We start from the raw sequence: 13,063 nt of genomic DNA, 5'->3' as shown, positions 1-13,063 counted from the left end.
GCTGACCCTTCCGTCGGGGCATCGGCCGCGCCATGATGGGGGTTTCCGGAAGGAGCCGCACGTGGTGATCGACGAGCAGGCCCTCGATGACGCGGTGGCCGCGCAGGCGTTCACCGGGGTGGTGACCGTCGACGTCGGCGACTGCCGTGTCCTCGAGCGGTGCGAGGGCTTCGTGCACCGGGCGCTGCGGGTGCCGATGACGGTCGATGCCCGCGTCGGGATCGCCAGCGGCAGCAAGGCGTTCACCGCCCTGGCCGTGATGCGGCTCGTCGAGCAGGGTGTGCTGGAGCTCGAGGGTCGGGTACGCGAATGGCTCGGCGAGGACCTGCCACTCATCGACGACGGCGTGACGATCGAGCAGCTGCTGGACCACACGTCCGGGATCGGCGACTACCTCGACGAGGACGGCGGCTGGTCGCCGTCACAGTTCGTCATGACCCTACCGGTGCACACCCTCACCACGGCACAGGCGTTCCTGCCGATGCTCGACGGGCGTGCGCAGCGCGGTGAGCCGGGGCTGCGGTTCACGTACTGCAACAGCGACTACGCCGTGCTGGCCGTCGTGCTGGAGCGGGCGACCGGGCAGACCTATCACGACGTCGTGCGCCGACTCGTGCTCGAGCCTGCTGGCCTGGAGCGCACCGGCTTCCTCCCCCTCAACGACCTGCCGGGGGACGTGGCCCTGGGCTACCTGGCTGCGAGGGGCAACCTCGTCAACACGTTGCACCTGCCGGTGCTCGCCGCCGGCGACGGTGGCGCCTTCACCACGGCCGCCGACCTGCACCGGTTCTGGGTGGCCCTGACGGAGGGGAAGATCGTCTCGCCCGCCACGCTCGCGCGGATGACCGCACCGCGGCACGACGTGCCGCAGGAGGGGCTGCGCAGCGCGATGGGTTTCTGGCTGCACCGCTCGCACCCGGCTCTCATCATCGAGGGCTACGACGCGGGGGTCTCCTTCCGATCGACGCACCTCGTGCCGTCGCGGGCGACCGTGAGCGTCCTCGGCAACAGCTCCGAGGGTGCCTGGCCGGTGATCGCGGCCCTCGCGCGCGACATCGACGTCGAGCTCGTGGGATAGCGGCCCGTGGTCAGGCGGCTCGAGGTCAGGCAGTACGGGCGGTGGTGATGCCGACGAGGTCGAGCAGGGCGGCGCGAGCCTCGTCATCGATGGACGGGGCATCCCCGAGGGCGCTCGTCGCGGCATCCGCGAGCCGGGTGATCTCGTCCTCGAGCCGCGTCACCGCACCCGACCCCACGATCGTGGCGCGCAGCTCCTCGACCTGCGACGCGTCCAGGTCGGCGCGGCCGACGAGCGACTCCACCCGCTGCTGCCCGCTCGTGTCGACGCCGGCCAGCGCATGGGCGAGCAGCACGGTGCGCTTGCCCTCGCGCAGGTCGTCACCGGCGGGTTTGCCGGTCTCCTGCGGGTCGCCGAAGACCCCGAGCAGGTCATCACGCAGCTGGAAGGCGCGGCCGAGGTCGAGCCCGTAGCGCGACAGCGCCCCCACGCCGACGTCGTCCAGGCCACCGGTCGTGGCGCCGATGAGCAGCGGGTGCTCCACGGAGTACTTCGCGCTCTTGTAGCGGATGACCCGGTCGGCCCGCTCGATGCGCTCGGCCGCGGGCAGCCCGTCCCACGGGCGCATCGACTCCACGACGTCGAGGAACTGCCCGGCCATGAGCTGGCTGCGCATCCGGTCGAAGACAGGGCGCCCCCGCGCCACATCAGCGTCGGGCAGCCCGCACGTGGCGTACACCTCATCGGTCCACGTCAGGCACAGGTTGCCGGCGAGCACCGCCCCGGCCAGGCCGAACCGGTCGCTGTCGCCTCCCCAGCCCCGCCCGGCGTGGGCGCTCGCGAACGCGCGGTGGGCGGCCGGCATCCCGCGGCGGGTGTCGGAGTCGTCCATGACGTCGTCGTGGATGAGCGCTGCCGCCTGGAACAACTCCATCGAGCTGGCGAGCCGGATGAGAGCGTCGGAGTCGGGGCGACCGGCCGCGCGGTGCCCCCAGTAGAGGAAGGCGGCGCGCAGGCGCTTGCCCCCACGCAGCAGCGCCGAGATCGACGTCACCAGTTCGTCGACGTCAGGACCGAGCTCGGCGAGCACGGCGGCCTGGGTCGTGAGCTCGGCGTCGAGGCAGCCCTGGACCCGGTTCCGCAGGTCTGCGGTGTCGAGCGGGCTGGCCACGGGTTCCTCCTGGGGGGTGACCGTGCGGCGCAGCGCGCGCCGGTGGTCAGATGCTGGGTCCCCAGAGCCTACGGCGTGAGCGCTGGACTACCCTCACCGCCATGGCGCACTACGGAGGCGGAGGGCGGCCGGCGCACCTCGTGGCATCGATTCCGGCCAGTCTGGCGCAGCCTCGACCCTCGATCAGCTTCGAGTTCTTCCCACCCAAGGACGACGCCTCCGAGGCCCAGCTGTGGACGGCCATCCGCGACCTCGAGCGGCTGCGACCGGCATTCGTGTCGGTGACCTACGGGGCGGGCGGCACCACGCAGGACCGCACCGTGCGCGTCACCGGCCGCATCGCCGACGAGACGACCCTCACCCCGCTGGCCCACCTCACCTGTGTCGGGGCGTCCAAGCGGGCGGTGCGCCAGGTCGTCGGCGCGTACGCGGCATCCGGGGTCCGCAACATCCTCGCGCTGCGTGGTGACCCGCCCGGCAACGTGCGCGGCCAGTGGACCCCGCACCCCGAGGGCCTGGACCACGCCGACCAGCTCGTGGCCCTGATCCGCGGCCTCGGCGACTTCACGGTGGGCGTCGCCGCCTTCCCCGACGTGCACCCCGACAGCCCCGACCTCGGGCACGACGTCGACGTGCTCGTCCGCAAGGCGGATGCCGGGGCGAGCTTCGCGGTGACCCAGATGGTCTTCGACGCCGACAGCTACCTGCGCTTTCGTGACCTCGTCGCTGCCCGGCGCGACCTGCCGATCACCCCCGGCCTGATGCCGGTCACCAACCTCAAGCAGATCCAGCGGATGTCCGAGCTCATGGGCACGCCGCTGCCACCCGCGGTCATCGAGCGGCTCGAGGCCGTCAAGGACGACCCGGCCGCGGTGCGCGCCGTCGGCGTCGAGATCGCCACCGAGATCGGCCAGCGGATGCTCGACGAGGGCGCGCCGGGCCTGCACTTCATCACGATGAACCGGTCGACCGCGACCCTCGAGGTCTACGAGAACCTCAGCCTCTGAGGCGGCGCCCGCCGCTGGTCACAGGCGGGGGTCCACCGGCTCCGACTCCAGCGCGAGCACCGCGAACACCCGCTGGTGCACCTGCCAGAGCGGCTCACCGGCGACGAACCCCGCGAGGGCGTCGAGCCCGAGCCCGTGCTCGCGCAGCGCCAGGCGCCGCTTGTGGGTGAGGTTGCGATCGCGCAGCAGCGGCAACGACTCGGTGTAGTCGGGGCCGTAGATGATCCGCAGGTACTCGCGCCCTCGCACCTTCAGCCCGGGCTGGACCCGCCCCGTCACGAGGTGGGCCGGCTTGACGACCATGCCCTCCCCACCGGCGGCGGTGAGCTCCTCCCACCACCGCACGGCATCCTCGCGCTCCCGCTGCGAGGTCAGGTCGACGACCCGGTGCCGGGTCGGGGTGATGAGGTCGCTGGTCAGGCCCGCGAACTGGGTGAGGTGCCACGGGTGCGGGTGGGTCTCGGCGAGCAGGTGCCCCTGCACGGCGAGCACCTGGAACGGGGCCAGGGTGACCCCGTCCAGCCCGTCGGTCGGGCGCACGTAGGCCGCGTAGGCGCCGCGGAAGGCCAGGGCGTTGGCGTGCCGGGCGTCGGTGCGTCGCCGCAGGTCCTCGACGTCCAGACCGCGACCGGATGCCGCGTCGAGACCGGCGAGCGCGGCCGGCAGGGCGTGCCGGGCGGCCGCACCGACCGAGGCGTACTGGTCGGTGATGAGGTCCAGGGCCTTGGCCGACCAGGGCAGCAGCTCGCAGTCCAGGGCGACCCAGTCGGTGTCCAGCGACGCGAACAGGGGCGCGACGGCATCCCGCAACGACTCGACGAGGGGCGCGGTGTCGGCGAAGAACGGTCGGCCCGTGCGGGTGTGGATGCAGCCGCTGCTGCCGTCGTCGATGCCGAAGCGGCGGGCCGCGACCGTGGCGTCGCGGGTGAGCACGGCGATCGCGCGCGAGCCCATGTGCTTCTCCTCGCACACCACCGAGGTGACCCCCCACGCGGCGTACTCGTCGAAGGCCTCCTGCGGGTGCTCGAGGTATCCCTCGCGGGACGAGGCACGCGCCGGTGACATCGTCGGCGGCAGGTACACCAGCCAGCGGGGGTCGACGGCGAAGCGGCTCATCACCTCGAGGGCGGCCGCGGCGTTCTCCTCCTCGACCTTGACCCGGCCGGCCCGGGTGCTGTCGAGCCAGCGGTTCCCGCCGACGTCGTCGAGGCGCAGCACCGAGGGCTGCCGCTCGGTGCTCGGAGCCCCGAGCGGCCGGATCGGCTCGTACCACTGCTGCTGCGCCGGCACCGAGACGATCTGGCGCTCGGGGTAGCGCAGCGCGGTGAGCGCGCCACCGAACACCGCGCCGGTGTCCAGGCAGATGGTGTTGTTCAGCCACTGCGCGCTCGGCACGGGGGTGTGCCCGTAGACCACCATGGCCTTGCCCCGGTAGTCCTGCGCCCACGGGTAGCGCACCGGCAGGCCGTACTCGTCGGTCTCGCCCGAGGTGTCGCCGTACAGCGCGAAGGCCCGCACCCGGGCGGAGGTTCGCCCGTGGTACTCCTCCTTCAGGCCGGCGTGGGCGACGACGAGGCGGCCGTCGTCGAGGACGTAGTGCGCGACGAGCCCGTCCATGAACGCCAGGGCGTCGGCGCGGAACTGCTCGGGTTCGCGCCCGAACTGCTCGAGCGACTGGGCCAACCCGTGCGAGACGGTCACCGCGTTGCCGCGCAGCGCCCGCACGAGCTTGGCCTCGTGGTTGCCCGAGACGCACAGGGCACTGCCCTGCTCGACCATGCCCATGACGAGCCGCACGACGCCGGGGGAGTCCGGTCCGCGATCGACGAGGTCGCCGACGAACACGGCGAGACGACCCTGCGGGTGGGTGGCGCCGACGGCACGCCCTGCGTCGTCGAGGTCGAGGGTCCACCCGAGGTCCTCGAGCAGGGTGCGCAGCTCACCGAGGCAGCCGTGCACGTCGCCGATGACGTCGAACGGGCCGTGCACCTCGCGCCGGTCGTTCCACGGCCGTTCGCGCACGATATGCACCCGCGGTGGTGCACCCCCGGCGTCGAGCACGTGCACCCGCCGGAAGCCCTCCTTGCGCAGGCGCTTCATCGACCTGCTGAGGTCACGCTGCTGGCGCCGCACGACCGTCATCCCGACGTCGCGGTCGGCACGCCCGGCGTTGCGCGCCCCGGCGACGGTCTCGGGCACCTCGAGCACGATGGCGTCGACGAGGGCGTGGTGTCGGCGGGCCAGGCTGACGAGCTCGGCCCGGGCCCTGGACTGCACGTTGGTGGCGTCGACGACGGTGAGCAGCCCCCGGCGCAGCCTCGTGCCGACGATGTGGTTCAGCAGCTCGAAGGCGTCCGGTGTGGCGCTCTGGTCGTTCTCGTCGTCGGAGACCATCGCCCGGCAGGCATCGCTGGACACGATCTCGGTGGGGCGGAAGTGCTCGCGGGCGAAGCTCGACTTCCCGCTGCCGGAGACCCCGACGAGCACGACGAGCCCGGATGCCGGGACGCGCACCTCGGTCGTGTCGCTCGTCTCAGGGGTCACGGGTATCTCAGGGGTCACGGGTATCTCCGGGTCACAGGTGTCTCAGGCGTCACGGGTGAACACCCCCAGCTGGGTCGGGTGGCCGGTGGCGGCCTCGGGATCGCCGATGCCGCGGATCACCACCGCGTACCCGTGGGTGGCCGCGACGCGCGCGCACCAGGTCGCGAACTCGTCCCTGTCCCACTCGAAGCGGTGGTCGGGATGCCGCATGCCGGTCAGGTCGTCGTAGTGGACGTTGTACTCCCGGTTGGGGGTGGTCACGAGCACGGCACCGGGGGAGGCGGTGCCGAAGACGACCGACTCCAGGGCGGGCAGCCGGCTCGGGTCGACGTGTTCGATCACCTCCATGAGCACGGCGGCGTCGAACCCGGCGTAGCGCGGGTCCTCGTAGGTCAGGGCGCCCTGGAAGAGCTCGACCCGGTCGGCCTGGCGCTCGGTCATGGTGTCGAGGTGCAGGCGGCGAGCCGCCTGGTGCAGCGACCCAGTCGACACGTCGCTGCCGGCGACCTTGGTGAAGGAGGGGGTGCGCACGAGGCGCTCGAGGAAGGCCCCGGGGCCGCAGCCGAGGTCGATCACCGAGCTCACGCCGAGGTCGAGCAGCTCGGCGAGCACGGCATCGTGCCGCTGGCGGTTCAAGGGAGTGCGCGCGGTGGTCTGCGGCTCGGTGGTGAGGGGCTCGGAGGTGAGGGGTGCGGCGTCCTGCTCCACGGCATCCGATGTCCGGGAATCGTCGCCGAGTTCGGTGAGGCGTTCGAGGGCCACCCGGGTGTATCCGGTGCGCGCGAGATAGCGCCGGGTGATGAGCTCGGCCTCGGGGTGGCCCGCGAGCCAGTCGCCGCCGGAGCGCAGGAGCTTGTCGACCTCGTCCGGGCCCTGCCAGTAGTGCTTGGACTCATCGAGCACCGGCAGCAGCACGTGCAGCTGGGTGAGGGCGTCGGCCAGGCGGACGGTGCCGGTGAGGGTGAGGTCGACGTAACGGGAGGGGCCCCACTGCGGGAAGGCCTCGTCGAGGGCGATGGGGTCGGCGACGACCTGCCAGCCCAGCGGCTCGAAGATCCGGTGGGCGATGGCGGGTCCGCCCCGGCACGGCAGCACGGGGATGCGGATCTGCAGGGGAATGGGGGAGTCGGCCAGGTCCTGGTGCGACGCGCAGCGCCCGATCCGCGCCGTGCTGAACACCTCGGCCAGGGTCACGGCGAACAGGGAGGACGCGGCGTACGAGCGGTCGTTGACGTACTGGCCGAGGCTGAAGTCGGGCAGGTTGCGGGCCCGACCGCGGGCCAGGCGCACCGGGTCGATCTCGAGGAGCAGGGCGGCCGTGCAGCGCTCGTCGGTGGCCTGCGGGTAGAAGACCGTCGCGACCCCGAAGCTCTGGGTGAACTGCTGGACCCGGTCGGGGTGCTTGTGCAGCAGGTACCCGAGATCCGTCGCGGGACGGTGGGTCGTCGAGATGGTCAGGTACACCGCGTCAGTGTTGCCGACGACCGGTGTGCCCGCACGCCGATTTGTCGAGCCGGGCCGCGCCCTCATGGGTCGGTCGCGCCGGCCGCGGGCACGGACCCCCCTCAACGTCCACTCCCGCGGTCGGCGCGACCACGTGTGTCGAGCATGACGGCCAGCACGGGGCTGCCGCATGCGTACTCGTACTCAGATGTGCCAGATGGCGATCTGGTTGCGGGAACTGGGGTTCAATCAGCCCGTCTTCGGCGATGTCAGGCGACGTCCATCGGCTGACCGCCGGTGATCCGCACCAGGTCGTCGTAGGTCGTCGCGAAGACGCTGTGGCTGTGGCCCGCGGCGGCCCAGACGACCGTGTACGTCGCGAGGTGCGTGTCGATGATCGTGCGCAGCGGGTGGGGGTGGCCGACCGGAGCGACGCCGCCGATCGCGAAGCCGGTGTGCTCGCGCACGAAGGCGGGGTCGGCCCGCTCGATGCTCGCGAGGCCGGCCCGGTCGGCGACGGAGACGACGTCGACCCGGTGCCCTCCGGAGGCCATGACGAGCAGAGGCAGGCGCTCGCCGTCGTGGGTCGTCGCGATGAAGACGAGGCTGTTCGCGATCTCGGCAGGCGAGATGCCCAGGGCGTCGGCGGCGGCCTGGGCGGTGCGCACGGCGTCGGGGAGGTGGCGCACCTGCGGGGTGAGACCGTGCTCGGCCAGGGCCTGCATCACCGAGCGCACGCCGGCGTGGTCGGAGAGGTCTCGCGGGGGGTTCTGCTCGCTCGGCGGCTGGGTCATGGCGGCAGCGTAGCGACCCGGTGACGCGGGCTTGACGAGCTGTCGGTGGGCCGCGTTATGGTGGAGGCATCGAACATCTGTTCGACAAAACTGTTCGACACCACTGCGGGGAAGGGGAGGTCATGGTCCGCCGCCACGATGAGACCATCCGTGTCCGCAGCGCCACGGTCAGTGCCGGCATCGACGGCCCTCGCGACTTCGTCTGGCGCGGTCGGCGCTACACCGTGTGCGCCGTGCTGGCCTCGTGGCAGGAGCGTCGGGCCTGGTGGCGCGAGGTCGGTGACCTCACCGGTGGGGCCGCGTTGCCGAGCCCGCAGCGCCGGGTCTGGCGGGTCGAGGCACGCCCACCCTCCGGCACCGCCGGGGTCTTCGACCTCGGGCTCGACGACGACCGCTGGCTGCTCCTGCGAGCCCACGACTGAGTCCCACCGCCATGGACCCCGCACCGAGCACCACAGCACCGAGCACGCAGCATCCGATGAACCATCTTCAGGAGCCCCCGATGAGCCACGCCGCGACCACCCTGGACCTCCTCGACCGGTCGCGAGAGTCCCTGACCAGCGGGTACGCCGCCTCGGCGGCATCGGCGCGCTACCTCGCCGCCTCGCTGGCAGCCCTGCGTGCCGGGGCGGCGATCGTCGCGGCCCGGGCGGCGACCCACCCCGGTGCCGGGTTGGCCGCTCGCGGCAACGGCCCCCACGACGTGTGGGCGCTCACCGCCAGGGTCGCCCCCGAGCTCACCGAGTGGGCCCAGCGCTTCGCGGCCTCTACGGGGCAGCGGGTCGGGGTCGAGACCGGGCTCGTGCGGGTCAGCGCCCGCGAGGCCGACGACCTGCTGCGTGACGCCGAGACCTTCGTCGACCTCGCGGCCCGTCGCCTCGGGGTGCCCGGGGTGCAGCGCCCGCAGCGGCTCGTGCCCGTGCGCTCGGCCTGAGGGCGTCGTGGACGGGTTCGCCCACCTCCACGTCGCCTCGGGGTTCTCGATGCGCTACGGCGCCTCGATGCCCGAGGACCTCGTCGAGCGTGCCGTCGCCCACGGCCAGGGCGCGCTGGCGCTCACCGACCGCGACGGGCTCTACGGCGCGGTGCGGTTCGCCACGGCGTGCGGGCGGGCCGGCATCGACCCGGTCCTCGGGGTCGACCTCGCCGTCGACGTGGGTGGCGGTGTCACGGCTGGCGGTTCCACGTCGGGGGGCGGTGGTTCGGCTGGAGGCTCCAGCTCGGGCGGCGGCGTCACGGCTGGCGGATCCACCTGGGGTGGGGGCGCGAGGTCGGATGCCGTGAGTCACCCCCCGCGCCCGCGCACCCCCGTGCGGGGTGGGGCCATCGTCGACCCCCGCCGCCCACGGGTGACCGTGCTCGCCCGCGGCCAGGTCGCCGGGGTGGCTCCCGGTGCGGGGTGGGCTGCCCTGTGCCGGCTCGTCACGCAGACCCACCTGCGCGGCGAACGGGGGGTCCCGGTGACCAGCCGCGACCTCCTCGCCACCTGGGCCTGGGGTGCTGATTCCCCGGGCGCCCCACCACACCCCGACTTCGTGCGACGTACAGACGGTTCTCACACCTCGGAGGCGGGCGGAACCGCCACAACGTCGCACGACGTCGGGGACGTTCTCGGGCCGAGCCGGCTGCTCGTGCTGCTCGGCCCCGACTCCGACGTCGGGCGGGCAGCCCTCGCGGGTCGCCGAGACCGCGCCCGGCACCTGCTCGCGGCCTGGCAGGCCGTGCTGCCCCGTGACGCCCTCGCCGTCGAGGTGGTGCTGCACGGTGGTCCGGAAGGAACCTCCGGATGCCGGTCGCACGCCGCCAGGTTGCTCTCCCTCGCCGACGCGGCCGGCATCCCCGCCGTCCTCACCGCTGCCGTGCGCCACGTCGACCCCGACCAGGTGCGCACCGTCGACCTGCTCGACGCCGCCCGCCGCCTCGTCGTCCTCGACTCGCGCCACCTCGACCGGGTCACCGACTCGGGGCACCTCGCGAGCACCGCGCAGATGCACGCCAACGCCCTCGATGTCACCGGGGGAGACCGCTCCCGTGCCGACCGCCTCGTCGCGATGACCGCACTCGTCGCGGCCGAGTGCACCCAGCAGGCCCGGCCCGACCTCGGCATCGGGGCGGTGCACCTGCCCGAGGCGCAGGTGCTCGGCCTCGGCGCCGCGGACGACCCCATGGCGGTGCTCACGCAGCGCTGCCGCGACGGGGTCGGCCGCCGCTACCCGGGAGCCGGGGAGGCCGAGCGCCAGGTGGTGCTCGACCGGCTGGAGGAGGAACTGGCCGTCATCGAGACCCTGGGCTACCCCACGTACTTCCTCACCGTCGCCGAGGTCACCGACCTCATTCGGGCCCGTGGGGTGCGGGTGGCCGCCCGCGGCTCGGGTGCCGGCAGCCTGGTCAACCACCTCCTCGGCATCAGCGGGGTCGACCCGATCCGGCACCGGCTGCTCATGGAGCGGTTCTGCTCCCCGCTGCGCGCCGAACTGCCCGACATCGACGTCGACGTCGAGTCGGCCCGGCGCACCGAGATCTACGAGGCCGTGCTCACCCGGTTCGGCGGTGAGCGGGTGACGTGCGTGTCGATGATGGACACCTACAAGGTGCGCCACGCCGTGCGCGACGTCGGCGCCGCGCTCGGGCTGCCCCCCACCGAGGTCGACGAGATCGCCAAGGCGTTCCCGCACATCCGCGCCAAGGACGCCCGCCACGCCATCGCCGACCTGCCCGAACTGCGCAGTCGCGGCCTCGACAGCCCTCGCATGGCGGCCTTCTTCGACCTCGTCGAGGCCCTCGACGGTCTCCCGCGCCACATCGCGCTGCACCCCTGCGGCATCGTGCTGTCCAACGCGGGCCTGCTCGACCGCACCCCGGTCGAGGCGAGCTGGTTGGGGTTCCCGATGAGCCAATTCGACAAGGACGACGTCGAGACCCTGGGCTTCCTCAAGCTCGACGTGCTCGGCATCCGCATGCAGTCGGCGATGGCCCACGCGGTCGCCGAGGTCGAGCGGGTGAGCGGGGAGCGCATCGACCTCGACGACGAGGAGCAGGTGCCCCACGAGGACCCGGCCACCTACGAGCTGATCCGCACCACCCGCACCCTCGGGATGTTCCAGATCGAGAGCCCGGGGCAGCGCGAGCTCATCGGCAAGCTCGGGCCGCGCCGGTTCGACGACCTCATCGTCGACATCTCGCTGTTCCGGCCGGGCCCGGTCAAGTCCGACATGATCACCCCGTTCCTCAACAGCCGCCACGGGTGGAGCGCAGGCCGCTTCATCCACCCGAGCCTCATCCCGGCGCTGGAGGAGACCGAGGGCGTCGTCGTCTTCCACGAGCAGGTGCTGGTCATCGTCGCCGAGACGACCGGGGTGAGCCTGGCCCAGGCCGACGAGGTGCGCCGCAGCATGGGCACCCCGCAGGGCCAGGTCGACGTCGAGGCCTGGTGGCGCCCCGCGGCCGCCGCCCGGGGCTACACCGCCGAGGACCGCGACCGCATCTGGGAGGTGCTGAAGTCGTTCGCGAGCTTCGGGTTCTGCAAGGCCCATGCGGCCGCCTTCGCCCTGCCGACCTTCCACTCGGCGTGGCTGAAGACCCACCACCCCGCGGCCTTCCTCGCCGGCATCCTCACCCACGACCCCGGCATGTACCCCAAGCGGCTGCTGCTCGACGACGCCCGCTCGTTCGGCATCCCCGTGCTCGGCTTGGACGTCAACGCCTCCACCGACACCTACCGCATCGAGCAGGTGTGCGAGCCCACCCCGGATGCAGGGCCCCCGGTCGAGAGTAGGCAACTCGCCGCTGGCAGCACCGACGAGACGGCGATTCCCTTACTTTCGACTGAAGGGGAGTCGGATGCCGTGGAGTCGGATGCCGTGGAGCCGGCGTGGCAGCGCGCGAACCAGCCGTACGGCATCCGACTCTCCCTCGCCGACGTCAAGGGGATCAGCGCGGCCGAGGTCGCCCGGGTCGTCGCGGGTCAGCCGTACGCCGACCTCGGTGACTTCTGGACGCGGGCCCGGGTGAGTCGCCCGGTCGTCGAGCGGCTCGTCCTGGCCGGGGCGTTCGACTCGCTGCACGGGATGGGGGACGGTGGGCTCGGCCGGCGTGGTCGGGTCACCCGCCGCGACCTGCTGCTGCACGTCGCCGAGCTCGAGCGGTGGGACCGCGGTTCCGGGGGGCCCGTGAGGCGCAGCCGACGCCTCCCGGTGCCGAGCATCGCCCCGCCGCGCGAGGACGGCGCGGCTGCGCTGGCCGGGCTCCCGCTCGACGTCCGGGAACAGGCCGCTGCCCAGTCGCAGGCGGCGCGCGAGGTCGTCCCGGCGGGTGCCCAACCGACCCAGCTCACCCTCGACCTCGGTGACCGGCCCGAGCTGGTCCCCGGGGCCGGGCTGCCCGAGCTGACCGGCCCCGAGAAGGTGCGCGCCGAGCTCGACGTGCTCGGGCTCGACGTGTCCGCCCACGTCGTGCAGTTCTACGACCCGCTGCTGCGGGCGCTTCGGGTCACCCGCAGCGTCGACCTGCTCGCCACCCGCAGCCGCAGCCGGGTGTGGGTGGCCGGGGTCAAGGTCGCCACCCAGACCCCGCCGGTGCGTTCGGGGCGACGGGTGGTCTTCCTCACCCTCGACGACTCCACCGGGCCAGCCGACTGCACCTTCTTCGAGGACGTCCAGGGCCCCTACGCCGACGTCGTCTTCCACTCGTGGCTGCTCCTCGTGCGCGGGGTGCTGCGCCGAACCGGGGATCGTGGCGTCTCCATCCGCGCCACCGGGGCCTGGGAGCTCGCCGGTCTCTGGGACGCCTGGCAGCTCGGTGGCCTCGAACGGGTGCAGGCCGTCATCGCGGCGGGGGAGGCGGATGCCGTGGCACGCGCCGAGGCCGCCCGGCTCGCCGCGATCGAGCAGGACGCCCACACCGGGCGGCGCGTCCTCGTGCACGCCTCGGGCTTTCGCCAGTCGCCCTACGCCGACACCCGCCCACCGGGGCTGGACCCGCGCTCGGGGCGGGGTGCGCCGGTCGACGCGCTGCCCCCGCGCAAGCTGTGGCACGCCAGCCCCGGCAGTTCCGGACACTAGGGAAGCGCTGATCAAGGGGGCAGTTG

9 protein-coding genes are annotated in these 13,063 nt (G+C 73.0%); 5 read left to right on the top strand and 4 right to left on the bottom strand.

Going from position 1 to position 13,063, the window contains the following annotated elements; all coding sequences use genetic code 11:
* The first annotated feature begins 61 nt into the window (after positions 1-61).
* Positions 62-1,078 (top strand): serine hydrolase domain-containing protein, encoded by a 1,017-nt coding sequence (locus tag C8E84_RS03835; RefSeq protein WP_211675381.1) that lies wholly within the window; start codon positions 62-64, stop codon positions 1,076-1,078.
* Positions 1,079-1,103: 25 nt separating this feature from the next.
* Here C8E84_RS03835 and C8E84_RS03830 read toward each other — a convergent pair whose 3' ends face one another.
* On the bottom strand, positions 1,104-2,189 hold the full coding sequence (locus C8E84_RS03830) for a polyprenyl synthetase family protein (RefSeq protein WP_159899615.1): 1,086 nt from the start codon (positions 2,187-2,189) through the stop codon (positions 1,104-1,106).
* Positions 2,190-2,290: 101 nt separating this feature from the next.
* Here C8E84_RS03830 and metF point away from each other — a divergent pair, with 101 nt between their 5' ends.
* Positions 2,291-3,196 (top strand): methylenetetrahydrofolate reductase [NAD(P)H], encoded by a 906-nt coding sequence (gene metF, locus C8E84_RS03825; RefSeq protein WP_159899613.1) that lies wholly within the window; start codon positions 2,291-2,293, stop codon positions 3,194-3,196.
* 18 nt (positions 3,197-3,214) lie between these two features.
* On the opposite strand, the gene C8E84_RS03820 is transcribed toward metF, so the two are convergent.
* The 3 genes from C8E84_RS03820 to C8E84_RS03810 all read right to left on the bottom strand — a co-directional run bounded on the left by C8E84_RS03820 (position 3,215) and on the right by C8E84_RS03810 (position 7,977).
* Complete coding sequence (locus C8E84_RS03820) at positions 3,215-5,740, bottom strand: polynucleotide kinase-phosphatase (RefSeq protein WP_159899611.1); 2,526 nt, start codon at positions 5,738-5,740, stop codon at positions 3,215-3,217.
* 42 nt (positions 5,741-5,782) lie between these two features.
* A complete protein-coding gene (locus C8E84_RS03815) occupies positions 5,783-7,204 on the bottom strand; it encodes a 3' terminal RNA ribose 2'-O-methyltransferase Hen1 (RefSeq protein WP_159899609.1) in 1,422 nt (473 codons plus the stop codon).
* 248 nt (positions 7,205-7,452) lie between these two features.
* Positions 7,453-7,977 (bottom strand): YbaK/EbsC family protein, encoded by a 525-nt coding sequence (locus C8E84_RS03810; protein ID WP_159899607.1) that lies wholly within the window; start codon positions 7,975-7,977, stop codon positions 7,453-7,455.
* A gap of 122 nt (positions 7,978-8,099) precedes the next feature.
* Between C8E84_RS03810 and C8E84_RS03805 the strand changes: the two genes are divergently transcribed.
* The 3 genes from C8E84_RS03805 (at position 8,100) to C8E84_RS03795 (ending at position 13,037) form a co-directional block, all read left to right on the top strand.
* The gene (locus C8E84_RS03805) at positions 8,100-8,399 is read left to right on the top strand and encodes a DUF6504 family protein (RefSeq protein WP_159899605.1); all 300 of its coding nucleotides are present in this window, start codon (positions 8,100-8,102) and stop codon (positions 8,397-8,399) included.
* Positions 8,400-8,479: 80 nt separating this feature from the next.
* Positions 8,480-8,911: an SAV_6107 family HEPN domain-containing protein gene (locus tag C8E84_RS03800; RefSeq protein WP_159899603.1), complete on the top strand. Its 432-nt coding sequence runs from the start codon at positions 8,480-8,482 to the stop codon at positions 8,909-8,911.
* 7 nt (positions 8,912-8,918) lie between these two features.
* Positions 8,919-13,037, top strand: coding sequence for a DNA polymerase III subunit alpha (locus C8E84_RS03795; protein ID WP_281348903.1), 4,119 nt, complete (start codon positions 8,919-8,921; stop codon positions 13,035-13,037).
* Positions 13,038-13,063 lie beyond the last annotated feature (26 nt).

It is taken from the genome of Ornithinibacter aureus, from assembly GCF_009858245.1.
GTDB classification, from domain to species: Bacteria; Actinomycetota; Actinomycetes; order Actinomycetales; family Dermatophilaceae; genus Fodinibacter; species Fodinibacter aureus.
The sequence above is the reverse complement of the archived record's forward strand: the minus strand, read 5'-3'. Positions and strand labels throughout refer to the sequence as shown.